25 protein-coding genes are annotated in these 24,790 nt (G+C 37.2%); 17 read left to right on the top strand and 8 right to left on the bottom strand.

Translation table 11 applies throughout. From position 1 onward, the window contains the following. The first annotated feature begins 233 nt into the window (after window positions 1-233). From ACMW72_RS08410 to ACMW72_RS08435, 6 genes are all read left to right on the top strand, one after another. A complete protein-coding gene (locus tag ACMW72_RS08410; RefSeq protein ID WP_418368384.1) occupies window positions 234-3,299 on the top strand; it encodes a molybdopterin dinucleotide binding domain-containing protein in 3,066 nt (1,021 codons plus the stop codon). A 16-nt stretch (window positions 3,300-3,315) separates the two neighbouring features. Beyond that, window positions 3,316-3,981: a TorD/DmsD family molecular chaperone gene (locus tag ACMW72_RS08415; protein WP_418368385.1), complete on the top strand. Its 666-nt coding sequence runs from the start codon at window positions 3,316-3,318 to the stop codon at window positions 3,979-3,981. Beyond that, complete coding sequence (gene dsrO, locus ACMW72_RS08420) at window positions 3,971-4,591, top strand: sulfate reduction electron transfer complex DsrMKJOP subunit DsrO (RefSeq protein ID WP_418368386.1); 621 nt, start codon at window positions 3,971-3,973, stop codon at window positions 4,589-4,591. Before ACMW72_RS08415 ends, dsrO begins: the two co-directional genes overlap by 11 nt. A 1-nt stretch (window position 4,592) precedes the next feature. Further along, entirely contained in the window at window positions 4,593-5,753 is a 1,161-nt protein-coding gene (gene nrfD / locus ACMW72_RS08425; protein WP_418368387.1) for an NrfD/PsrC family molybdoenzyme membrane anchor subunit, read from the top strand. Between the two features lie 110 nt (window positions 5,754-5,863). Then, window positions 5,864-6,838 (top strand): 4Fe-4S binding protein, encoded by a 975-nt coding sequence (locus tag ACMW72_RS08430; protein ID WP_418368388.1) that lies wholly within the window; start codon window positions 5,864-5,866, stop codon window positions 6,836-6,838. 105 nt (window positions 6,839-6,943) lie between these two features. Then, window positions 6,944-8,644, top strand: coding sequence for a methyl-accepting chemotaxis protein (locus ACMW72_RS08435; RefSeq protein WP_418368389.1), 1,701 nt, complete (start codon window positions 6,944-6,946; stop codon window positions 8,642-8,644). An 82-nt stretch (window positions 8,645-8,726) separates the two neighbouring features. Here ACMW72_RS08435 and ACMW72_RS08440 read toward each other — a convergent pair whose 3' ends face one another. Then, the gene (locus ACMW72_RS08440; RefSeq protein WP_418368390.1) at window positions 8,727-9,269 is read right to left on the bottom strand and encodes a ferritin-like domain-containing protein; all 543 of its coding nucleotides are present in this window, start codon (window positions 9,267-9,269) and stop codon (window positions 8,727-8,729) included. 440 nt (window positions 9,270-9,709) lie between these two features. Here ACMW72_RS08440 and ACMW72_RS08445 point away from each other — a divergent pair, with 440 nt between their 5' ends. From ACMW72_RS08445 to ACMW72_RS08490, 10 genes are all read left to right on the top strand, one after another. Continuing rightward, window positions 9,710-11,032 (top strand): alkaline phosphatase, encoded by a 1,323-nt coding sequence (locus tag ACMW72_RS08445; protein ID WP_418368462.1) that lies wholly within the window; start codon window positions 9,710-9,712, stop codon window positions 11,030-11,032. Between the two features lie 316 nt (window positions 11,033-11,348). Continuing rightward, window positions 11,349-12,356 (top strand): ABC transporter substrate-binding protein, encoded by a 1,008-nt coding sequence (locus tag ACMW72_RS08450; protein ID WP_418368391.1) that lies wholly within the window; start codon window positions 11,349-11,351, stop codon window positions 12,354-12,356. Then, window positions 12,356-14,566: an ATP-binding protein gene (locus ACMW72_RS08455; RefSeq protein ID WP_418368392.1), complete on the top strand. Its 2,211-nt coding sequence runs from the start codon at window positions 12,356-12,358 to the stop codon at window positions 14,564-14,566. The genes ACMW72_RS08450 and ACMW72_RS08455 overlap by 1 nt, the downstream gene beginning before the upstream one ends. 12 nt (window positions 14,567-14,578) lie before the next feature. Then, window positions 14,579-15,940 carry a sigma-54-dependent transcriptional regulator gene (locus ACMW72_RS08460; protein WP_418368393.1) on the top strand — a complete coding sequence of 454 codons (1,362 nt, stop codon included), beginning with the start codon at window positions 14,579-14,581 and terminating at the stop codon, window positions 15,938-15,940. 164 nt (window positions 15,941-16,104) lie between these two features. Further along, the gene (locus ACMW72_RS08465; protein WP_418368394.1) at window positions 16,105-16,275 is read left to right on the top strand and encodes a twin-arginine translocase TatA/TatE family subunit; all 171 of its coding nucleotides are present in this window, start codon (window positions 16,105-16,107) and stop codon (window positions 16,273-16,275) included. 17 nt (window positions 16,276-16,292) lie between these two features. After that, complete coding sequence (locus ACMW72_RS08470) at window positions 16,293-16,481, top strand: YqgQ family protein (protein WP_418368395.1); 189 nt, start codon at window positions 16,293-16,295, stop codon at window positions 16,479-16,481. Window positions 16,482-16,666: 185 nt separating this feature from the next. Then, entirely contained in the window at window positions 16,667-17,680 is a 1,014-nt protein-coding gene (locus ACMW72_RS08475) for an ABC transporter substrate-binding protein (protein ID WP_418368396.1), read from the top strand. Between the two features lie 33 nt (window positions 17,681-17,713). Beyond that, on the top strand, window positions 17,714-18,691 hold the full coding sequence (locus ACMW72_RS08480; RefSeq protein WP_418368397.1) for an ABC transporter permease: 978 nt from the start codon (window positions 17,714-17,716) through the stop codon (window positions 18,689-18,691). Between the two features lie 22 nt (window positions 18,692-18,713). Beyond that, window positions 18,714-19,508, top strand: coding sequence for an ABC transporter ATP-binding protein (locus ACMW72_RS08485; protein WP_418368398.1), 795 nt, complete (start codon window positions 18,714-18,716; stop codon window positions 19,506-19,508). A 132-nt stretch (window positions 19,509-19,640) separates the two neighbouring features. Then, window positions 19,641-20,405 carry an SDR family NAD(P)-dependent oxidoreductase gene (locus tag ACMW72_RS08490; RefSeq protein ID WP_418368399.1) on the top strand — a complete coding sequence of 255 codons (765 nt, stop codon included), beginning with the start codon at window positions 19,641-19,643 and terminating at the stop codon, window positions 20,403-20,405. Between the two features lie 54 nt (window positions 20,406-20,459). On the opposite strand, the gene ACMW72_RS08495 is transcribed toward ACMW72_RS08490, so the two are convergent. From ACMW72_RS08495 to ACMW72_RS08505, 3 genes are all read right to left on the bottom strand, one after another. Further along, entirely contained in the window at window positions 20,460-20,627 is a 168-nt protein-coding gene (locus ACMW72_RS08495) for a hypothetical protein (protein WP_418368400.1), read from the bottom strand. Window positions 20,628-20,785: 158 nt separating this feature from the next. Continuing rightward, the gene (locus ACMW72_RS08500) at window positions 20,786-21,925 is read right to left on the bottom strand and encodes a S8 family peptidase (protein ID WP_418368401.1); all 1,140 of its coding nucleotides are present in this window, start codon (window positions 21,923-21,925) and stop codon (window positions 20,786-20,788) included. Between the two features lie 15 nt (window positions 21,926-21,940). Beyond that, the gene (locus ACMW72_RS08505; protein WP_418368402.1) at window positions 21,941-22,282 is read right to left on the bottom strand and encodes a hypothetical protein; all 342 of its coding nucleotides are present in this window, start codon (window positions 22,280-22,282) and stop codon (window positions 21,941-21,943) included. A 203-nt stretch (window positions 22,283-22,485) separates the two neighbouring features. On the opposite strand from ACMW72_RS08505, the gene ACMW72_RS08510 reads away from it, so the two are divergent. Continuing rightward, entirely contained in the window at window positions 22,486-23,016 is a 531-nt protein-coding gene (locus ACMW72_RS08510; protein ID WP_418368403.1) for a hypothetical protein, read from the top strand. Between the two features lie 366 nt (window positions 23,017-23,382). Here the strand turns inward: ACMW72_RS08510 and ACMW72_RS08515 are convergent, their stop codons facing one another. From ACMW72_RS08515 to ACMW72_RS08530, 4 genes are read right to left on the bottom strand one after another with little or no spacing between them, the layout of a single operon-like run. Continuing rightward, the gene (locus tag ACMW72_RS08515; protein ID WP_418368404.1) at window positions 23,383-23,757 is read right to left on the bottom strand and encodes a spore germination protein GerPE; all 375 of its coding nucleotides are present in this window, start codon (window positions 23,755-23,757) and stop codon (window positions 23,383-23,385) included. 16 nt (window positions 23,758-23,773) lie between these two features. Continuing rightward, a complete protein-coding gene (locus ACMW72_RS08520; RefSeq protein ID WP_418368405.1) occupies window positions 23,774-23,941 on the bottom strand; it encodes a spore gernimation protein GerPD in 168 nt (55 codons plus the stop codon). Next, entirely contained in the window at window positions 23,938-24,552 is a 615-nt protein-coding gene (gene gerPC, locus ACMW72_RS08525; protein ID WP_418368406.1) for a spore germination protein GerPC, read from the bottom strand. Before gerPC ends, ACMW72_RS08520 begins: the two co-directional genes overlap by 4 nt. 3 nt (window positions 24,553-24,555) lie before the next feature. Next, window positions 24,556-24,777 carry a spore germination protein GerPB gene (locus tag ACMW72_RS08530; protein WP_418368407.1) on the bottom strand — a complete coding sequence of 74 codons (222 nt, stop codon included), beginning with the start codon at window positions 24,775-24,777 and terminating at the stop codon, window positions 24,556-24,558. Window positions 24,778-24,790 lie beyond the last annotated feature (13 nt).

Raw genomic sequence — 24,790 nt, forward strand, 5'->3', positions numbered from 1 at the left:
TTTACAATAATCGTTTCCGTGTTTTGGATATGCCAATTTGTCATAGAAAGAGGACATTATTTCATGGTCTTTGACTTGAAAAATAAAAGCATTAATTACTTTCAAACAGATTTCTTATATAAAATCAGCTCCCCACAATTTTTATTCCCAAACATCTAATCTTGGCATTATTTTTGCATAAAACAATATTCGACAAAATCAGTGATGATTCCAAGTACTGAGGTGATGTTGATATGAAATTAAACCGAAGAGACTTTTTAAAAGCTTCCGCATTTATTGGATCGTTAAGCATTTTCGGAATCGGTTTAGGAAAAGTAGCAGCCGATGAGAACTTTCGACCAACTTCAAAGCGAAAAAAAAGCTCAACCAAGACAGGGCAAGAACCGGAAATCAAAGTCGATCTAAAAACGGGTAAAGTTGAACTTAATCCAAATTACGTCATGCGAAATAGCGTTTGTTTAGGTTGTTTTAGCGTTTGTGGGAATCGTTTAAAAATTGACAAGAAAACAGGACAAATCGTGAAAGTGTTCGGTAACCCTTACCACCCCAACTCTGCACAAAATCCAATAAAATACGATGCGCCGCTTCTTGAAGCTTACCTAAGTGCAAGCCGATATGAGGAAAAAGGAATTATCAATCGAGCGACCGTTTGTCCGAGGGGAAATAGTGCGTTTGAGACCACATATGATCCACAACGGATTTTGGTTCCATTAAAGCGGAATGGGGAAAGGGGATCAGGGAAGTGGAAACCGATCTCCTATGAGGAATTACTAAATGAAACAGTGAATGGTGGGAAATTGTTCAAAGAAATTGGGGAAGATCGAGAAATCGAGGGATTTAAACAAGTTCGTGATTTGCAAACATTAATTGATCCTAATCGCCCGGAATTAGGGGCAAAAGTAAATCAAATGGTGTTCCTCGGTGGAAGATATGATGGAAGAACAGAATTTACGAAAAGATTTGTGCAAGCATATGGCACTGTGAACTCTTATGGTCATACAGGAATTTGCGGAGGAGCGCGGCGTGTAGCTTATCAGGCGTTTACCGATGAGTGGAAAAAAAGTCCACACATGAAACCTGATTTTGATGAATCAAACTTCATTATCTTCTTCGGTACAGCACCAGGACAAGCAGGAAATCCTTATCAACCCATTGCAAGGAAGACAGCGAATGCTGCAGTTGAGGGCAATTTGCAATTTGTTGTTGTTGATCCAATCTTACCCAATCTCACAGGAACCAAAGGAAAATGGATTCCGATAAAACCTGGCCAAGACGGCGCATTAGCTATGGGAATGATTCGCTGGATTTTGGAAAAAGGACGTTATAACGAGAAATATTTATCCGCTGTAAATGAAGAATCAGCCAAACAAATTGGCTATCCAAGTTGGACCAATGCGGCTTACCTCATCATTGATGATCCCAAACATCCGAATTATCGGAAATTTTTACGTGCAGCAGATTTAGGGATTGGTGCAGAAGATGAATATGTAGTGATTGATCGAGATACATTACAAGTTTCCACGAACAAGAAGAGTAAGTTTGGGCAGATTCTTTTCAAAGGGGAAGTGCAAGGAAAAGATGGCAGCAAGATTCTAGTCAAGACTTCCTTAATGGCACTAAAAGAAAATGCAGAGAAATATACATTACAAGAATATAGTCAGCGATCAGGAGTACCTGTAGAAAAAATCACTTGGTTGGCTGATGAGTTTACCAAACGGGGAACGAAAGTAGGAACGGATCATCATGGTGGTCCATCGATGCATCCGAATGGTTTTTATTCAAGCTTAGCGATTATTCTTCTTAATGCTTTAGTCGGTAGTGTGAACAAAAAAGGTGGAATGAGTAAAAGCGCAGGAGGATTCAAAACCTTTGATGAAGGCCCAAAATATGATTTACTGAACATTCCTGGTGCGCAAAAGCCAAAAGGTGTCAAACTCTCTAGAGAGAAGTTTGCTTATGAAAATACGACAGAATATAAAGAAAAAGTGGCAAAAGGAGAAAATCCTTATCCTGCGAAAGAACCATATTACCCATTTGCTCAAGAAATGATGCAAGAGATTATTCCTTCGGCAATCAAAGGATATCCATATCGTCCAAAAATTCTTTTAAACCATCAAATGAATCCTTTATATACCGTTCCTGGACTTTATCAAAAGGATATCATTGAAGGGTTAAAGGACCCGAAAAATATTCCATTGATTATTTCGATTGATGTCGTGATGGGAGAAACAACGGCTTATGCTGATTATATCGTCCCTGATACGGTCTTCTATGAAAGCTGGGGTTTACCAAGCGTATGGAATGGTATGGTCAATAAAGTATCCGCCACTCGTTGGCCTGTCGTCACTCCCAAGACACCAAAGCTAGCAGATGGCCGTCATATCAACATGGAAACCTATCTCATTGATATTGCAAAAATGCTAGGTTTACCTGGCTTTGGTGATCAGGCGATTCCAGGTACAGATGGCAAACTTTATCCATTACACCGTCAAGAGGACTTCTATTTAAGAGCAATTGCCAATATTGCCTATGATGGAAAGAAACCGGTAAAAGATGTGAAACCGGAAGAAGTGAAACTTGTGGAAATCGATGAAGCATTAAAAGGTTTTGAAAACATACTCAAACCCGAGGAATGGAAGAAAGTCCTCTATGTCCTTGTACGTGGTGGTCGATTTGAAGCGAGAGAAAATGCCTACGAAGGTGACGATCTCAAATACAAATACCCAAGAGTACTAAATATTTATAACGAGCTTGTGGGTTCTAGCAAAAACTCATTAACGGGTGAGTATTTCGAAGGAACGGCTACCTATATCGAACCTGCATTTAGCGATGGAAAAGCGATCAAAGATGCTTATCCAGAATCGGAATGGCCATTTACTCTCATTTCTTATAAGTCAAGATTTAGAAGTACGTCAACATTAGCCAACATCAGAAAGTTGCGCAATATTAAAGAATCGAATCAAATTCAGATTCCACGAGATGCAGCAGAGAAGTTGGGAATCCGTGATGGCGACAAAGTAAAAATTGTGACTGCAACAGGTGAAGCCATTGGCGAGGCAAAAGTTCGCGACGGGTTAATGCCAGGAACCATTGCAATCGCATTTGGATATGGACATTGGGAATATGGAAGCAGAACTTATCAATTGGGGGACAAAAAAGTTGTAGGAAATGAAAAAATTGCTGCCGGTGTTGCTCTAAACCCCATTGCCCATCGCGAGAAAAATGGAAACATGGTGAATGACCCTGTAAGTGGTGCCATTTCCCGCAATGACACACGGGCAAAACTGATTAAATTGTAAACGGGGAGGTTTCATCATGTTGTCAATTATTGAGATTACAGCACGAGAACAACTTTATCAGTTTTTTGCTTCTTTGTTTTTAAAAGAGCCTTCAAGGGAATGGCTTGAAGGCTTAATCGCGACAACTCCCTATTTAAAAACACTATTTGCAGAAGAGATCTCTTTTCAAGAATGGGATCGATTGATCGATCAATATCTGCAAGGAGATTTAACAATAGAAAAGATTCAGCAAGATTTTTACGATTTGTTTTTCGTACCTGTTTCAGGGCGTTATGCTCCTTGTGTTGAGTCGATTGTCCGTTATAACAAAATGTGGGGGGAAACGGAGATCGATTTAAGAGAGCGATATGAGCAGGTAAAATTTATTCCTGAAAAACTAGATATCTATCTTCCAATCAAACAATTGGCAATGTCTGATCATCTTGGCTATGAACTTGCATATATGGCTCATCTATGTAACATGGAAACACATTCGAGAATGGAACTTAGGCAACGAATTCAAGAGGAAGAGATTGAAATGTTAGAAGGCCATCTTATTCCCTTTATTAAGGGATATGCAGAAAGCTTTATCTCCATTGCAACTGGAACATTTTACGCTTTATTTGTTCAACTTGTCCAAAAATTTTTAGAACTAGATCGTCAGATGATTCTAAACAGTGAGGTGAATGGTTATGGGGAATGAACAAGTTCAGGAAAGAAAAAAACGCTATGCAATGGTGATTGATATTGGGAAATGTAGTGGATGTGATGCTTGTACTGTTGCTTGTACGATAGAAAATAATGTTCCAGATGGGAAATTCCGTACCTGGGTAAAAGAGATCGAAGTAGGAACTTTCCCAGATGTAAAACGAGCAAAATTACCACGGTTATGTAACCACTGTGAAGATGCTCCCTGCCAAAAGGTTTGCCCTGTTGAGGCGACATGGAGAGCAGAAGACGGTACAATTCTCATCGATTATGATCGTTGTATCGGGTGTAAATATTGTATGGCTGCGTGTCCCTATGAAGCCCGTTATGTGAATCCGATTACCAATACCGTAGATAAATGTACTTTCTGTTATCATCGTGTGGAAGAAGGTTTAGAGCCGGCTTGTGTCGCAACTTGTGTGGGTGGAGCAAGGGTGTTTGGCGATTTGAATGATCCGAATAGTTTGGTTCATCAATTAGTGGCAACAAAGAATACCCAAGTATTAAAGCCAGAAATGGGAACAAAGCCACAAGTATACTATATTGATGCAGACGGTACATTAATGAGTTCTGATTATTCTGCCTTAAAGAAAGGGGAGAAATAACATGGGAGAGTTTGTAAATCTCAACTATTTATACAATGTACACCATGAGATTCCACTTGGTTATTTGATCTCCGTATACTTTTTCTATACAGGACTTAGTGCAGGATCATTCCTATTATCTAGTTTAAGTTCGGTATTAGGGATTAAGAAATATAAACCGATTGCCAAAATTGGAACCGTGATGGCTCTTTCTTTACTTGTCATTGCGCCATTACATTTAATTGTGGATCTTGAACAGCCAACAAGATTTTGGCATTTGTTCGTCTATTTTAATCCTACATCACCAATCAGTTATGGCTCTTTTCTCTTAACCGCATATCCCATCATGACAGCCATTTATGGTTGGTTTATGTTTCGCAAGGATTTTGCAATCGGTGCAAAACAATTAACGAACTGGAGAGGAAAATTATACCGCTTTTTATCCTTTGGCAAGTTAGATACCAGTGAAGAATCCTTCCAAAAAGATCAAAAACGTGTAAAGTTACTTGGTATGATCAATGTCCCATTAGCGCTGCTCGTTCATGGTTATACAGGATTTATTTTAGCCAATGTTCAGGCAAGAGGGATTTGGAATACCGCGTTAATGCCATTTATTTTCTTAATGTCGGCAGTCGTATCTGGAACAGGATTGCTTTTAATCTTAACTATGCTTGCAGAGCGGTTTTTAAGTCGTGAAAAACGAATTACGGAAGAAAGAAAAGAGTTGATCTTTGATATTGCCAAAATGATGGTTTGGTTTATTTTAATTGATGCGGTTTTACTAATTGTTGATTTTATCGTTCTATTCTACGCAGGAACCAATGCTTATGAAACGGCTTGGCAGATGCTTCATGGCGAACATCAAGTATCGTTCTTGCTTTATGAAGTCACAATTGGCTTACTGATTCCCTTTATTATGTTTGCCATTCCTAAGATTCGTAAGTCTTATTTAGGTATTACGTTAGCTTCACTAATGACGTTGTTTGGTGTTATGGCTATGCGGATGAATTTTGTTGTTGGCGGTCAACAACTTCAATTAGATGGAAATGGGTGGACAGAATATATTCCTAATCCTGTTCATTTAGGGTTTATCTTTGGTTTTGCTGCATTGGAGATTGTTTTATTAGCTGTATTGTTCTATGTATTACCGATTACAGAAGATCATCCTTATTATGAAATATAATTTTCGACAAAATATATGAATCTTAGCTACTGTTTATTCAAAGAAAGCCGTGAGGAATCGGAATGCGTGAGAACATATAATCCTCAAAACCTAGATTGGAGGTCGTAGGTGTGCTAGGGAATTTATTGAAGATTGGTATGAAATGGGCCGAACGAAAAATACCAATTCAAGTCCACCCTGAAAAATGCACCCATACTCGCCATAAATCTTCTTCTTGCAATGCGTGTATAGAGATTTGCCCAAATCAATCTATTGACTTACAACCTCGTTTAACGATTGATTGGTCATGTAATGGGTGTGGCCTATGTACCTCCGTCTGTCCTACAGAAGCATTAGAATTAAGAGAAAAACCAAATAAAGAGTTTTATACAGAAGTTAAGAAAAAGACAGAAGGCAATGAAATAATATTTTTCCATTGTCATCAAGCCAAAGAAATAAACCTATTAGAAAACCAATTGATACTACCCTGTTTGGCGATGATTGATGAAATTACGATTCAATTAGCAATTGCAAATGGTATCAATCAATTTTGTTTTTTGACAGATGTTTGTGATCAATGTACTCTATCTAAAGGTAAAAATCTGTTTCAAAATCGTCTTCATCAATGGAAGAAACGTTATCCTGAGATTGAATGGATTACGACGACACGTGCAACTTATCGTGCTTTAATTAACAATGGACAAAATGGTAATAAGGAACTTCAAGATTCAGGCCAAATCAATCGACGAGAGTTTTTTAAAGTGTTTGGTAATGAAGCCAAACAAACCATTGTAAAATCACTCTTTAAGGAAAAGGATAATTCTCCGTGGAAAAATGGTGAATTAACTACTCAACAATCGATTCGTTTACAAGTATACCAAAAATGGATCAAACCGAGTTTGGAATTGAGTTATCCATTGCAAGAAAAAGAATTTCAATTCGATATGAATCAATGTACCTTATGTGGGATATGCGAAAAAGTCTGTCCTACAAAGGCAATTCAAGTTCATCAAGAAGATCAACAACTTGTTTTTCAACAAGAACAATGTATTGGCTGCAATCTATGCAAGGATGTTTGTTATCGCAATGCAATTACATTTCTTTAACCTTCCCTATAAATATATATATATTGCTATGTGCGTAGTCGAAAAGGCTACGCTTCTTTTCCTTTTGTTATAGTTGCAAATCTCAAATGTTAGGGGGAGTAAATCATGAATATTAAAAAAGGTATGGGAATTCGGAGCAAAATTCTATTGGGTATCTTTACCATTCTTGTTATTTTACTAGTGATTTCCATCCTAGCCGTCGTGAATATCCAACAAGTGAATAAAAGAGTCAATGATATTGAAACAAAACAAAATGAATTACTCAATTATGAGAATATGGGATTCAACATGGTACGGGCAAATGCTGCCATTCGCGGCTATTTATTGTTTAATGAAGCAAAGATGATTAAAAATTATGAAGACATTACGACTCAATTAGAAAATAGTATTGAAAAGATAAAGAAAACCGGAAACGTCCCACCCAATCTGCTAGAATTCGAGCAAGGATTTACAGATTGGACAAACGCAATTGAAAAACAGGTCATTCCCTTATGGCAAAAAGGGGAGAAGCAAAGAGCATTAGAAATTGCAAAACCTTTAGTCGGTGATCAGTCAACAAAATTAGTACTCTTAAGCCAAGACCTAGCGAAGCAAAAAGAGAAAGAAATTCAACACCATTTACAAAGCATTGTAAGTAATGGCACAAAAACGGAGAAGTCTATGTTATGGATAAGTCTTATTGCGATTATCGTTGGTGCTGCAATAGGAATTTTTATTGGAGAGCGAATTTCAAAACCTATTCTACAAGTAGTAGATACGATGGATCAACTAGCCAAAGGTGATTTTACAAAACGTATTCCTTTTACGAAGAAAACATCGAAAGACGAATTGGGGCAGCTTGCTCTTTCTACGAATCAGATGGTGGAACAATTATCAACGATTCTTAAAAAGGTGGAGGAAACGTCTGTGCAATTAGCGGCATCCTCTGAAGAGCTTTACGCAAGTTCTGAGCAAACGAGTAAAGCTACTGAACAGATTACGAATTCGATTCAAGAAATTACGAGTGGAACAGAAGATATCGTGATTCAGACACAGCAAACGGATCGAACAGTAACGGAAATATCGAATAGCATGGAACAAATAGGGCTTTATACAAAGACAACAGCCAATGCAGCTATTGAAGCATCAAAGACAGCGGAGAATGGGAACCAAGTGATGGAAAAGGCAATTCAACAAATGGAATTCATTCATACAAAGGTAGGAGATTTTGCAGAGGTTGTCCATCGATTAGATAATAAATCAAATCAGATTGGGCAAATTGTTCAAATGATTACGGAAATCGCAGAACAGACCAATTTATTAGCCTTAAATGCAGCGATTGAAGCAGCGAGGGCTGGAGAGCATGGAAAGGGATTTGCTATAGTTGCGGATGAAGTTCGTAAGTTAGCCGAACAATCAGGAAATGCTGCACAGAATGTCAATGAGCTTATCCTTGATATTCAAAACGAAATTACAGAAGTTGTGCATGAAATGAAACAACAAGAGAATTCAGTTAGCGAAGGAATGATCATGATTGAACAAGCAAAAACTTCATTTTTCGATATTCAACGAGCAGTGGATCAGGTATCCAATCAGATGCAGGAGGTTTCGGCATCTGTGCAACAAGTTACTTCTGGAATCAATGGAATGGTAGGGTTGATTAAAGGAATTAACGAAACCATAGAAGGTGCAGCAAAAAATATGGAGACCATTGCTGCATCTACGGAAGAACAAACCGCATCAATGGAGGAAATTGCCGCCTCATCAGAGGAACTTGCTAAGATGGCTGAGGAATTAAAAAGCGTAATTTCCATTTTCAAACTCTAAGAAAGGAGCATCGCTAACTTCTTTAAAAAGTAGTTAGCGATGCTCCCAAAGAAAGCAATGCTTTTCTTTCCATTTATCAAACCTACCTACACTTAAATCGTCTTTTTTGTTCTTCAAACAATACAATATGATGCTCCTCGTCTTTAATAATTCGTCGTAATATGGCTTGTATATGGGGATCGGCAATTTGCTGAATGTGGATCTCATAATTTTTAATTGCTTCAACCTCTGCACGAATATCCAAATCAAGCTGTTCGCACAAGGTTTTACCATAACCAATAAAACTACCATTCCAATATTTCCCTTTTGTACTTTCGCCACCTCGTATTCGTGGATCTCCTCCCAACAAAATAATCAATTCAGCAAGGATTTCCAAATGGTACATTTCAATGACAGCAACACCTTCTAATAAATCAGCTAATTGATTGTCAATAATATCAAAAAAATAATGATGATATAGATATTGATTGATCGCAGTAAATTCACTTATTACACCTGCGTAGTCGTCCATTAGAATTTCTGCGTAGGCTCGGTTTGGCTTTAGCACTTTTATTTCAGGGTATGGCCCTGGTGCTGCATATTTACGGAAACGTCCGCTTAAATGGTGATTCTCTTTTGGACACATTTTTGTCCCCCCATTCATTTCACTACTACTTATATGCGTAGCCCAGCTTGAACTATGACACTTAGTTTATTTATAGACCTGTACATATTACATTAAGCTTATTTTTATCTGAATTTTGTTTGTACTCATCAAATAAGGCTGATCATTTTTGTCTGTGATCGTTTTCAATACGAACTACAGTTTTTTTTACCCAGTCTATTCTGTTTTCAATCAATCTGTATAGAATGCGTTAAGGGAATTGTCCCTTAAGGGAATAGATCCAAATTTGGTGTTAATATAACTATAACAATTCATTAATAAGGATTTACAATTAACAAATATTCTCCTAACATTTACAAGCTATAGTTATTCATGTGAGAAAAAACAAAGCTTGAAGGAGGAGAAGTAAATTGAAAAAGAAATTTAGTAAAAGAGTTTTACTTATTGCATTTCTATCATCGATGGTCATTACAACAATGTCTGGTGTCATCCCATCGTTTGTTGATGCAAAGAAAGAGGATGAAGCAAAGATTAAGAATGTCATTTTGTTAATCGGGGATGGAATGGGAACATCTTATACAACGGCATATCGTTACATGAAGGATAATCCAAATACGCCGGAAATGGAGAAAACCGAATTTGATAAATACCTAGTAGGACTACAAACCACCTATCCAGAAGATGAACATGAGAATATCACAGATTCAGCTGCTGCTGCCACTGCTTTGTCGGCAGGAGTCAAAACGTATAATGCAGCAATTGCTGTCGATAATGACTTTACCAATGTAAAAACTTTACTAGAGCAAGCAAAAGAAGAAGGAAAGTCAACAGGATTAGTGGCTACATCCGAAATCACTCATGCAACTCCTGCCGCCTTTGGTGCCCATGAAATTAGTCGTAAAAATATGGATGCGATTGCCGACGATTATTATGATGAAATGATTAATGGAAAACATAAAATAGATGTCATGCTTGGTGGAGGATTAAAGAACTTCGTTCGTAAAGATCGTAACCTTGTAAGCGAGTTTAAAAAAGACGGTTACAGTTATGTCACAACTCGTGAAGAATTAATAGAAGACAATAATAAGCAGATTCTTGGATTGTTCGCACCTGGCGGTTTAGATAAAATGATTGACCGTGACGATCAAACTCCATCTTTACAAGAGATGACTCAAGCAGCCATTCAACGTTTAAGTAAGAATAAAAAAGGTTTCTTCTTAATGGTGGAAGGTAGTCAAATTGACTGGGCAGGTCATGACCATGATATTGTCGCCGCCATGAGCGAAGTGAAAGATTTCGAGGATGCGTTTAAAGCAGCCATTGATTTTGCCAAGAAAGATGGACATACCTTAGTCGTGGCAACGGCTGACCATTCAACCGGTGGATTATCTATAGGAGCCAACGGAATTTATAATTTTAATGCAACTCCTATCCAAGCAGCAAAACGGACACCAGACTATATTTCCAATTTGATTGCAAAAGGCGCCATTGTAGAAGACACATTAAAACAATATATTAATTTACAATTAACTTCACAGGAAATTCAATCAGTAAAAGAGGCCGCTGCTACAAAAGACCAAACAAAAATTGATAATGCGATTGAAGCAATTTTTAATGCGCGTTCCTTTACAGGGTGGACAACAGGTGGTCATACGGGAGAAGATGTTCCAGTTTACGCTTATGGCCCTGGAAAAGAAAGGTTTTCCGGGTTAATTGACAATACCGACATAGCAAAAAATATCTTTAACATTTTAAAATCAGGTGGAAACAAAGAACAATATTAATTCGTTAAAAAACGTTAAGTAATGTACAATCCCCCCTTAATTATATATTTATTTATATCCCTATTCCTTTGCGAATAGGGATTTTTTGTGTTGCGCCCAGCAAGGACGACAACTTGGCGGTATCTTGGTTTATATCATTATTGGTTTAAATAGAAACATTTTTATTATTCTACTTCCTTAAACACTGCAGAATGATTGGTAATAAATATTCAGATATAAATAGTGGGTTTTTTGTCTGCATAAATTTGTAACACTTTTTCCGCTTAGTCCTATGGTACAATGAATATAGATAGATATTTATAGATTGGAGGCCATCATGAAAAAATTCGCTTGGGGAACCATCATCGTTAGCGTGTTGTTATTTTCCTTTCTAGGTTTTCAACATTGGCAAAATCAAAGTGAAGCAAAAGAACAATTTCGAATAGGAATTCTAATAAGTGGTCCAGAACGATTGGAAAAAGTAAAAGGATTGAAGGATGGATTACAAAACCTAGGATATATTGAAGAAATGAATGTATCATATATTGTAAGAAATGCGAAGAACGACCGTAATTTAATGAAGAAATATGCTTCTGAGTTAGACGCGATGAATCTTGATGTGATTGTAGCAGGCGGCGCGATTGAGGCGAAATTCTTTAAAGAAAATAAGCAGGGAAAAACGCCTGTTATTTTTCTTGGTGTGGCCAGTGCAGGACAACTCCATCTAGTCGAAAACTATAAAAAACCAGATGGCCGAATGACAGGAGTTGAAAATGGACATATTGAACTTTCTGCTAAACGATTAGAGTTATTTCAGATGCTTATACCATCCATTAAGAAAATTATCGTTATTTATGATGGACAAATTGATGCAAGTCTACTCAGTTTAGAACAAGTGAAAAAGGTAGCAAAGGAACAAGGTATACAGATAACCCCTGTCTCGGTATCAGATACACAGCACTTAGAAACGCTTAAAAAAATGAATTTCAAAAATAATGAAGGTATACTTGTCTTACCAAGTTTTTATCTAGAAGAAATTAGCTCACAGTTAAGTCAAATTGCATTGCAGAAAAAGGTCCCTATTTTTGGGGTGAATATCAATGATGTGAAAAATGGTTTCCTTTTATCTTACGGTGTTTCATATTATGATCAGGGTTTCCAAGGTGCAAGTATGGTTAGCCGCATTCTGCAGGGTCAAAGTTCAAGAGATATTCCGGTAGAAAAACCAAATACAGTACGGTTATTGGCTAATTCGTTAACCGAAAAAAAATTGAACATTCATTTTTCAAAAAGCGGTAGTGCGTTTATCCAACGGATTCCTGTAACAGAAAGGGAGATTGAATAATGAATCGACATCTTGGTGAGAACAAACGCTATTCACTCTCTTTTTGGAATCGAATTAAATTTAAACTTTTATTTTTTGGTATTACGATGTCCATTTTACCAATTGCAATTGTTGGCGGCTATAATATTCAAATCACTAAAAATACCATAGAGGAAAGTGTAAAAGAAAAACAACTTTACATTGTTCAACGGGCAGCGACAGAGGTAGATCACCTACTCTCTATAATCAATAGCAAGATGCAACTCACGATTGATACCAATGGTGGAATTACTAACCATTCCCAAGCGAAACAACAATGGGAGCAGAGTCTGTACGGATTTCTTAAGCAGGATCCGGAAATTGAGAACGCATTTCTTCTTGACCAACAGGGACAAGTTATTATTGGAGTATCTCGATGGACGAGTAAGGATAGGTTACAACAAATGGCGAATTCCCTCCATGACTTGGTATTACAAAATACAACAAACAAACAGGATTGGATGAGTTCGGTTCAGTTTAAAGCAGATGGAACGCCGTCGATTCGAATGGTACGAACGGTCTATTCACCAGAAGATCATTCTTATCAAGGGCATTTCATTGTTGATGTGAATTTAAAAGGTACATTTCAAAATATCTCTGCGATTCATTCCGGTAAAAATAGCTACATTTATTTGATTGATGACAAACATCGATTGATTGCTCATACCGATTTTGGCCAAGTCATATTAGGCAAAAATGTTATACAAGCTCCTGAATTACAAAAAATGATCAACCATAAGGGTAGGATGTCAGAACCAATACAGTATCGCAGTTATACAGGAGAAAAGGTCATTGGTGCATATGCCCCGATTGCTTCGGCAGATTGGGGAGTAATTATTGAACAGCCAATTAAACAAGCATTTGCGCCCATTCAATTTCTGATTCAACGTCTATTGATCATGATGGGACTTGTGAGTGGAATAGTTGTCCTGCTTAGTGTTATATTTGGTATTTGGTTTACCAAACCGATTGAGTTGATGGAAAAAGCAGTACAAAAGGTGACAAAAGGAAAACTGGATGCAAAAATCAATTATCAATCCAATGATGAATTTGGTCAATTAGCTGCTGCTTTTAACCATATGACAGATGAACTTCAGCTAAAAACAGATCATTTGGCAAGGGAAAAAGAACGCCTTGATACGATTGTGAATGGAAGTGGGGCAGGCTTTGCATTAATTCACGATGATTATTCAGTCGAATGGATGAATGAGCGGTTGCGACAATGGTTGGCTGATGATCGCCAACAATTTTCTTGTTATTCTTTATTAAGACGATTGTCTGAACCTTGTCATGATTGCCCAATCACAAAAAATGATCCCATTCAATTCCAAAATGAAATGATTACGACCATTGATTATAACGGAAAGAAAAAGACCTATAGGCATCGGATGTATCCATTGGAAAAAATAAAAGAGGGGGATCCAAAGTATTTGGTCGTGGTTGAAGATATTACCGAAAAGCGCCAACTGGAAGAAATGGTTATTCAAGCAGATAAACTATCTTCCCTTGGAATTCTTGCTTCAGGATTTGCTCATGAAGTCAATAATCCCTTGGCATCCATCAGCGTTTATGCAGAAGATCTAAAAGAACGCTTAAAAGAAGAATCAGTAGAAGAGCTATTAGAGAAGGGAGAAATTGATCGTTATTTGGACATCATTCGGAATAATGTAGATCGTTGCAAGAAAATTACGGGGAGTTTACTCAATTTTTCAAGGAAATCTTCGTTTATCACTAAAGATATTGATTTGATCAAATTGATTGACGACAGTTTAGTATTAATGCAGTATGCCTTAAAGAAAAAAAATATTATCGTCTCTAAACACTTTGAAACTTCTCTACCATTTATTATCGGGGATGGATTACAAATCCAACAGGTTTTCATTAATATCATTCAAAATGCAATTGATGCTATGGATGAAGGCGGGCAATTAATGATTGGAGCTAGAGTACAGGACCAGTGGATCGAAGTTCAGATTCAAGATAATGGCATAGGAATGACGAATGAGCAATTACAAAAGGTATTTGATCCTTTCTATACCACGAAGCCAGCGGGAAAAGGTACAGGATTAGGACTTTATATTTCTTATCAGATCATGAAGAAAATAAATGGAGAAATCGTGATCGAAAGTGAGAAAGGAAAAGGGACAAAAGTACGAGTCGTCTTTCCCATTCCGATGGAACTAGCAAATTAAGAGGTGATCCAGATGGAACCATCAATTCGCATTCTCGTCGTCGATGATGAAGAAGATCTATTGCAATTATTGGTTCAGCGATTAAAGCGAAAAGGATATCAAGTGGATGGGGCGCTATCAGGAGAAGAAGCGGTTAAGAAAATGAGAGAGATTTATTATGATGTTGGGATTTTTGATATTAAAATGCCGGGGATGGACGGAATAGAACTGCTAAAGGAAGCCAAGAAACTGATTTTTGATATGGAAGTGATCATGCTTACTGGTCATGGAACAGTAGAAACAGCGATTGAAGCGATGAAGTCAGGAGCATATGACTATTTGACCAAGCCCTATAACCTTTCAGAATTAGATGTCATCATTCAAAAAGCGATTGAAAAGAAACAACTATTTGAAGAAAATCAACGATTGAAGGAAGTTTTACAATCTGAAGGCTCCCAATTTGAAATCATCGGCGAACATCCAAAACTGAAAATGTTGTTAGAAATGACAAAACGTGTGGCCAAAAGTCATGTACCAGTTTTGATCGAAGGTGAAAGCGGAACAGGAAAAGAACTGATTGCTAGAGCCATTCATGCATGGAGTGATCGAGCGAATCAACCATTTATTGCCATCAATTCAGGTGCTCTGATGGAAAACCTGCTAGAAAGTGAATTATTTGGCCACGCAAAAGGAGCCTTTACCGGTGCTATTAGCGAGAAAAAGGGATTAGTTGAGATGGCCCATAAAGGAACCTTGTTTCTTGATGAGATTGGCGAAATGCCATTGCCTCTACAAGTGAAATTATTACGTTTTCTAGAAAGTGGGGAATTTCGCCGTGTGGGAGATAATCAATTGCGTAAGGTAGATGTTCGTCTAGTAGCGGCAACCAATCGGAATTTAGAAAAAGAGATAGAGATGGGAAAGTTTCGCGAAGATCTTTATTTTCGCCTGAACGTAATGAAACTAATTGTCCCCCCATTACGAGAACGTAAATCGGATATTCCTTTATTAGCACAATATTTTCTAAAAAAATCTCAAACCTATTATGGGGAAAAAAAGTTGAGCAAAGAAGCACTACAAGCATTATCTCAATATCATTTTCCAGGTAATGTTCGTGAATTATCCCATTTAATTGAACGAGGAGTTCTCTTGTCAATGGGTAAGATAATTCAAGCTTATGATATTTTCCCTCAAGGGATCAATTCTAACTTGAATGAAGAAGAGAAGAACGAAGAAAAAGGGGAACTGATTTCTTTAGAAGAATTGGAACGACAACATATTGAGCGAGTTTTAAAGGAATGTGATTGGAATAAGACAAAAGCATCTCAGATTTTGGGGATCAGTTTACGAAATCTTTATCGAAAAATTGAGACTTATCAGCTTGAACCAAAGTAAATTATTTTGACAAAATCGCACATTATGACAGATTGTCAGAGTAAACTTCTTTTAGGAATGGCTAAAGTTGAGGTTTGTGATTGGCATTTTTTTTGCATTAAATCTATAATAATTGAAACCTTTCTTTAATATATTGTGGTTAATATTTCATGGAGGTGTTTTCGATGTTAAATAATATTGGTATTCCTGGATTAATTCTGATTTTAGTCATTGCATTGGTCATTTTTGGACCTAGCAAACTACCTGAAGTGGGACGTGCGTTTGGACGAACCATTAAAGAGTTTAAAAATGCAACGAAAGATATTTTAGATGAAAACGAAAAGAAAGAAAGCTAATGTCAGGGAATGACATAATGTTTGTTCGAGATCTATTAAAACAGTTTGGTACATTCATTTATACAGAAAATCAATTGGATGATCTTGTGTTGATGGAGCTTGAACTGCAAGATTTGTATGAATACAAAATGATTATGGATGAGGATTATCTGAAAGCGAAAATGATCCTTTCCAAAGCAAAAAGAGAATTAGAAGAACAAAAGTAGATGGCACAGAAGTGTCATCTACTTTTGCTATTGTGCAAAAAAATAGATTGTAAAAAGGCTAAAAACTTGTTATCATTAATTCAATAAAACTTTATTGCTTATACGCGTTAAAGCAGCTTATATACGTTTAAGCATATAAGTAATAAAGCAGACCGAATTTACATAGAAAGTAGGGAGAGATTGATATGAAAAAGTGGATTCGGGGAACTTTGATTCTTGTACTTATAATGAGTATTTTATCTTTGGTTGGTTGTTCAACATCAACAACTACAGACACGAATAATTCAAAGGCTGCAAACGAAAAGCAAAAAATAATCGGAATCCTTCAAATTGTAGAACATCCATCTTTAGATGCCGCGAGACAAGGATTTATTGATGCGCTAAAAGCAAACGGGTATGAGGACGGAAAACAAGTGAAATTAGACTATCAAAACGCTCAAGGTCAAGTGCAAAACTTAACTACCATTTCACAAAAATTCGTCAATGATAAGGTTGATATGATCTTTGCGATTGCTACACCTTCTGCGCAAGCAGCAGCACAACAAACGAAAGATATTCCTATTTTGATCACAGCTGTAACGGATCCAGTAACCGCTGGTGTTGTCAAGTCAATGGATAAACCTGGAACAAATGTAACAGGAACCACGGATATGAATCCAGTGAAGGATCAGTTAGCTTTAGTTAAAGAAGTAAAACCTTCTGCTAAAAAAGTAGGGATTATTTACAATACAGGGGAAGCTAATTCAGAAGTTCAAATCAAGATTGCAAAAGAAGTTGCACCAGAGTTAGGACTTAATCTAGAGTTAGTAGGGATTACCAATAGTTCCGAAGTAAAACAAGCGGCAGATGCTCTTGCGGCAAAAGTGGATGCGATTTATGTTCCTACAGATAATACTGTTGTATCAGCACTTGACTCGGTTTTAATGGTTGCTGAACAAACTAAGATTCCAGTTGTCGTAGGTGAAGGTGACTCTGTCAAAAAAGGCGGTTTAATTACTTATGGATTAGATTATTATAAATTAGGTTATCAAACAGGGGAAATGGCGGTAAAAGTTCTTAAAGGTGAAGCAAAACCACAAGACATGCCAATTGAAACGCAAAAAGATATGAAACTGATCGTGAATAAGAAAGCAGCGAAAAGGATGGGAGTTGAACTTTCTGAGGAGTTGTTAAAGAAAGCGGATGAAGTGATTGAATAATTTTGATTTTATGACAGCTAGAGGAGGAACATTATGAATGTAGTCATTGGTTCGTTTGAACAAGGGTTGATCTATGCCTTAATGGCAATAGGTGTCTATTTGGCTTTTCGTATCTTAGATTATCCTGATTTAACGGTAGATGGTAGCTTCCCATTGGGGGCTGCCGTTTCTACCTTATTGGTCACAAAAGGGTTCAACCCATTTTTCTCATTACTTTTCGCCTTACTTGCCGGTGGAATTGCAGGTTTCATCACTGGAGTATTGCATACAAAGGGAAAAGTAAATAGTTTATTAGCAGGGATTCTAACCATGACAGCCCTCTACTCGGTTAACTTGAAAATCATGGGGACAGCGAATCTTTCCCTTTTTCGTTTTGATACGATTTTTACCCCATTTAACTATTTAAAAGAAATGATAACCCAGTCTTTAGGGAATTCCGTTATCACATCAGCGTTCAATGATTGGCTATATTCCATTCTTTTACTTGTTTTTGTCGTCATCGTAAAGAAAACTATCGATTGGTTCTTGCAAACTGAATTAGGTTTGGCTATTCGGGCAACAGGTGATAATCCATCAATGATTCGAAGTGTGGGTGTCAATACCGATTATTCAACGATTGTTGGTTTGGTTTTGTCTAATGCATTGGTCGGCTTGTCTGGTGGGATGATGGCACAATATCAAGGTTATGCCGATATTCAAATGGGAATCGGAATGATTGTGGTTGGCCTTGCTTCCGTTATAATAGGTGAAGCAATCTTTGGTGATCGTTCGATTCAAAGAGCTACATTTGCAGTTATTAGTGGAGCGATTATTTACCGATTGGTTATTGCTTTGGCCCTTTATCTTCCAGGTTTTAGTCCTACCGATATGAAATTGATTACAGCCTTACTTGTTATCTTATCTCTTACTCTTCCTCGCTTTTCATTGAAAAAGAAGAAAAAAGAAGCAGTAGCTAAAAAAAATATTCAATCGATTGATTATTCAATGGAAAAAGCAACCAAAGAGGGCTAGATCGCGTAGGAGGGGAAAATCAATGTTACGAGTGAATAAAATATCTAAAACATTCAACCAAGGAACCGTAAATGAAAAACAAGCACTTATCGATATCGACCTTCATTTATATAAAGGGGATTTTGTGACGGTCATCGGTAGTAATGGCGCTGGAAAGTCAACATTAATGAATGCCATTGCAGGTGTTTATCAAGTGGATAGCGGATCCATTGTCATTGATGGTGAAGATGTAACCCATTTAAGTGAGAGTGAGCGGGCAAAATATATAGGTCGAGTATTTCAAGATCCAATGGCAGGAACGGCTCCTACAATGACCATTGAAGAGAATCTAGCCATGGCATATAAAAGAGGCAAAAAAAGGGGATTACGCCTAGCATTAAATAAAAATCTTAGAGATTTCTTCCGAACTTCCCTTGAGTCATTGGAACTAAACTTAGAAAACCGCTTGGAAACCAAAGTGGGTTTGCTTTCCGGAGGAGAACGCCAAGCATTAAGTTTATTGATGGCCACCTTTACAAAACCTAAAATCTTGCTTCTTGATGAACATACAGCCGCTCTTGACCCAAAAAGAGCAAGATTAATCACTCATCTTACGGAAAAAATTGTAGAGCGCGAACATCTTACGACTCTAATGATTACTCATAATATGGATCAAGCTTTGAAGTTAGGGAATCGCTTAATTATGATGCACCAGGGTGAAATCGTACTGGAACTAAATGAGTTGCAAAAAGCTAAAATGACTCCTGCTGATTTAATTCATGCGTTTGAAGAGTTAAAAGGTGAAAAGTTCGTAGACGATCGAATTGCCTTAGGGTAATTGGATTTCACAACCCCCTCATAACCTCTTCTATATGATAAATAGAAGGGGGTTTTTTATTTTCTTTTTATTGATAATTCTTTCATCATTTTCTAAAATGATAAAATAATGTTGAAATAGGAGTTGAATGAGATGGACTTGTTTAATCTAGAAGGTAAAGTAGCTATTGTGACTGGTTCTGGAAAAGGTATTGGTAAAGCAATGGCTTTAGGGTTGGCAGATGCAGGGGCCGATGTTGTCGTCGTAGCTAGAACACAATCGGATATTGACCAGACAGTTTTGGAGATTGAACAAAAAGGGAGAAAAGCGATTGGCATTTCTACGGATGTAAAGAAAAAAGAAGAGATCGAAAAAATGGTGGAGCAAACTCTACATACCTTTGGAAAAATCGATATTCTTATCAATAACGCTGGGATGAATATTCGCACCCCTGCCCTTGAAGTTCCCGAAGAAGAATGGGAATTAATTGTTCAGACGAATATGAAGTCTGTTTTTCTTGCTAGCCAAGCAGTAGGAAAACATATGGTAGAACAAAGACACGGCTCGATTATTAATATTAGTTCCGTCGCTGGACATGTTGCTTTAAGAACAGGGGTAGCTTACGCAGCGACAAAAGCAGGAATTATTCAAATGACCAAGACCTTAGCATTGGAATGGGGAAAATACAACGTTCGTGTCAATGCGATTGCCCCTTGGTATTTTAAGACGCCATTAACGGAGAAACTATTAGCAAACGAAGAGTACTATAATGAGGTGATCAGTCGTACGCCTTTATGTCGCGTTGGGGATGTAAAAGAATTAGTAGGTCCAGCCGTATTCTTAGCTTCCGATGCTTCTACTTATGTAACAGGTCATACGATTTTTGTTGATGGTGGAATGAGTATATACGGATTTTAATTTTGGACACTTAAAAAGAGTTCTTTTTTTACTGGTGAGAAAAACTTAAATCTACTAACCTTTTGATTTTTTAAAGTAGAAACCGATTCCTATCCATACAAGAGCGGCGATTACTGTAATTGATGCTCCTTTTCTTCCATAGTAAGGATAAATTTCAATGGTAGATAATAGCGAAATGGCGGCAACAACCATACTCGAAAAAAATGCTGCGTCTTTATTCAAAGGGAATCCCTCCCAGAATTCTATTTTATCTATCTATTTAGAACTTCGTCATTCATGAGTTACTCTAATATTAACATAGAAAGATAGGAAAATCATTGCCAATTCTCTTTCTGCTCCAAATCTTATACTTTCTTTTTATGAAAAAAGCAGCTGTTGATTTACTCAACAGCTGCTCTTGCTAATACCGAAGCATTCACTACACCAGCACCTTGGGCATAAGAGGATGCTTTGATGGGCTCGGCAGATTGGCGTAAAAAATGCCTTAATTCTTCTGATGATAGGCGATATTTACTTAAAATAAGTGCTGCAACACCTGTTACATGGGCAACAGCCATCGATGTCCCGCTAAGTTCACGATAGGAATTGTTGGTCCAAGTGGAAGTAATCTTTTCACCAGGAGCAGCTAAATCAACATTAGGTCCAATGGTGCTGAAATCAGAGATTTTATCCTCTTTATTGATCGATGTGACGGCAATGGTTTCTGGAAATTGAGCTGGATATTCTAATCGTCCCCGCGTTCCTTTATTCCCCGAAGCGGCGATCATGACAATTCCCGCTTGATGTGCTCTTCGTACGGCCTCTTGGAAAGTAGAACTAGGTTCATTAAAGCCGAAACTCATATTGATAATGTTGATTTTATTATTAATACACCAATCAATTCCTTTAATAATATCCGATAATTTTGCTGTTCCATCTTTATTGAAGGCTTTTACCGCATAAAGATCAACCTCTGGTGCTGCACCGACCACTCCAATTCTGTTGTTCACTGCTCCGACAATACCTGCAACATGAGTACCATGTCCGTTGTGATCATAAGGTGGCAACAAACGGTTAAGTAGATTTATCCCACCTTTTACATTGGGCCTAAGATCAGGATGATCAAAAGCGATACCCGTATCAAGTATAGCAACCCGAACTCCCTTTCCTTGTGTGACAGGCCAAGCTAGATCGGCATGGATTCGTTTAATTCCCCAAGGAATCACTTGCGGTTTTGAAAATATTTTCCCTTTTATAGGAACATGAATTTTGACTTCTATATCTTCCTCAACGGAAAAGATAACAGGATGTGTTTGAAAATCCGTTCGCAAGTGAACTGGAACATTTCCAATAAAGGCATGGAGTCCTTTTAAATATTTTAATTTTCTAATCCCACACATTCTTAAATCATAATAAGATTCCTGCGGAGAAACATCAGGCTTAATAAAAATAATCTTCTTTACATATTGAGTATTCACTAAAGACCTGTGAAAAAATGGCGGGGGATAAAAAGGTGGCCTATGCCAGGAATAAGGAGTCATCGAAAAAACTCCTTTCTATTTTTTTCTCTTCTTCTTTGCAGTTTTTTGAATAGCCTTTTGCAGTTGTTGGGCTTGAGAATCGGAAAGTAATTTTTCATTTTTTAAAAAATCCAACGCAGAGCCAACACTTCCTGTCTTTTGGATTTCTTCTGCCATTCTTCGAAGTTGATCTTTACTTGTTGGTGCATTTGTCACTCTTTGTACATATTCAAGTAATCCTTCCGTACCTTTTGTTTCTTTGACTTTCTTTGCCTCTTCCAAAAAACGAGAAAGTTGATCTTCATTCATTACTTCTCGACCCATGACAGAATTAATCAAATCTACAAAATCTTTCTTTGTTGGTCTTTGATCAGCCACGAAACATTCCTCCTTTACAATATAACTTACTAGGAAAGGGAGAAATCGGTGATGGGATAAAGCCTAGAAAATATAAAAAAAGCAAAAATTGGGCGGAGAAAAAAATAGACGGACAAAGAGAAATGGGCGAACATCAGCCTTTTTAGGTCATAGCATATATTGAAATGGCAAATCAGGGAAAAACTTAAGGAGGGATTCAGAACGTGAGTTCCCATAAAAAAAAATCAGCGAAAGCTCGTGTAAGTAATAAAAGTGCTCAAAAGAAACGAACACCTCGTTCCTTTGTTGTCGAAGAACAGGAAGAGACACGGTTCCCAGCGATTATTCCTGAATCATTTTCCTTTAAAAATTTTGACATTGTTGGGAAAATTGACGATATGAGAGGTTTAACAAAGGAATTATCGATTATGGCCAGGCAATTAGAAATGTGGATGAATGTTGCGTATACCGTGGCTATGGCATTCAAAGATAATGGGGTACTAAGGGAAGTTGTTAAGTCGCTCGCGTCAATTGGTATACCAAATGAACAATCAGCTGAAGCAAAACCAAAAAAGGCTTTACCTCCTCCACCTTTTCCATTCTTCCAAAGAAACGTAGACGAAGAAGAACTAACGGAAGGGCAAAAGGTAGAAAAAGATTCTCCAAAAGAAAATATAAACATCTTTGAAATTATGAATAATCCTGCTTTTAAGGAAATTGTATCCAAACTGTTTCTTAACAATAAAAAGAAATAATAAGGGAAGAAAGCCAGGCAAATGCTGGCTTTCTCTTGTTGATGAGCCCTTTTTTTAATTTGAAGGATTTCCCTCCAAAAGGTCATCTCCACTTGTGGGCACTATACGGCGAAATCATAAATTCTTCAGGAAATATAAACCAGAAGATGACGATTAATATTAGGATGAATAGAAGAAGATGCCTAAGACTTGGTGAAATCATCGGACTAGCTCCTTCCGTGTCGTGAAATATGACCCTCTTGTTATTAATCTATGAAAGAAAGGGTATTTCGTCGCTGGACAGTAACCTATTTTTAAAAAATAGGCGTCAAAAAAAGGGCTGACTCATTAAGGATCACGCCCATCATAGAATGACAATATATTGAGTTATGGTCGAGCAAGGAGTTGACGGAAATGTTTTGTTCTCGATTCATTATCAATGATCATGTTCGATCCTACTTGAAAGACCGCCGCTGTAGATAACCCATTGATTTTAACATGGTTTACTTTAATCAATGGGTTCTTATTTTCTATATTGATATTCACATTTTCCCAAATAATCGGCTGAGGAAGGGGACGTGAAAAAAGAGAAGACTTGGTAAACTCTCCTTCTTTATCATCGAAATATAAATATTCCCAACCTTTGTGAATGGCAAATACGCGAGAACGTGGTTTTAGTACTTGGGTATCACCAATCAAAATCACAGAATTAAAAAGGATAAGCTCAATATGAATCGAATTGACGACAGATGTTCGTACCAATCAACTCACCTCGTACCTATAAACGTACAAGCGGTAAGAAGGTCACAGCTTCAGGTGGGGTATCAAAGATCGAAGAGGCTGTAATATAATGGGTGTCGCCAATAAGAAAGACAGCTGAACTGGTAATCCCTATAACTTTAATATAGCCAACAGATATATTATGGTTAATCACATGAAATTTCACTTTTCTTCGCCCCTTTTATGAAAAAAATGATCAAAGAAATTTTGAATCCCATTTTGAATATCGTGCTTTATTTTTTCAATAATCTTTTGTTGAACTTGATTTTTATCATCATTCTGATCCGCAAATTGATTGAGATAAAGGTGAATTCGGTCGTCAATTTGTTTTTTTATATCTTCAATCAGTAAATGGCGATAATTTTCATCTTTTAAGTGAAATTGTTTTTTTTCTTCCATCGATTTGAGATCGTTGTAAATATCATTTTCGAGATAATGGAAGATCGAATCGCGAATTTTGTTAAATAAGGGATGATCTGACTTCGTTGCAATTGGGACATCTTCACGATGTTGATCTTCAAGAGAAAGATCTTCAATCGTACCAGCACCATTTGGCGACATGCCGATAATTAACGTTCCTTCTAGCCTTTCTACTTTTAATTGGTCAAATTTATACTCAATTTTTCCGACAGAAAGATTTTGATTCTTTTTTATTTGATCGATCTCTGTTTGTAGTTGCAAAATGGTTTCCTCCATCATACGAATATGTTGATTTTGCAGCTTGATATAATGATGGAGCTGACGAATATATTTATCGAATTGTGGAGTTAGATACATACTTCATTCTCCTTTCAAGTCTGGATTGAAGAAAGGTGGAATAGGACTTAAAGGAATCTGTGGTTTTCTAGGAGAAGGGATTGGCCCAGTAAACCCGCCGGTATTATAGATATTGGATAATGGTTTAATTACTCCAGCACTTCCAATTTGAAATACAGAGGAGTTTCCAATACTTTGAATCCGAATCTGATGGATCATAATATTTTGATGCACATAAATATTCATGTTTCTCACCTTT

Origin of the sequence: Tepidibacillus sp. LV47, from assembly GCF_048381575.1 — a bacterium.
Classification (GTDB): Bacteria; Bacillota; Bacilli; order Tepidibacillales; family Tepidibacillaceae; genus Tepidibacillus.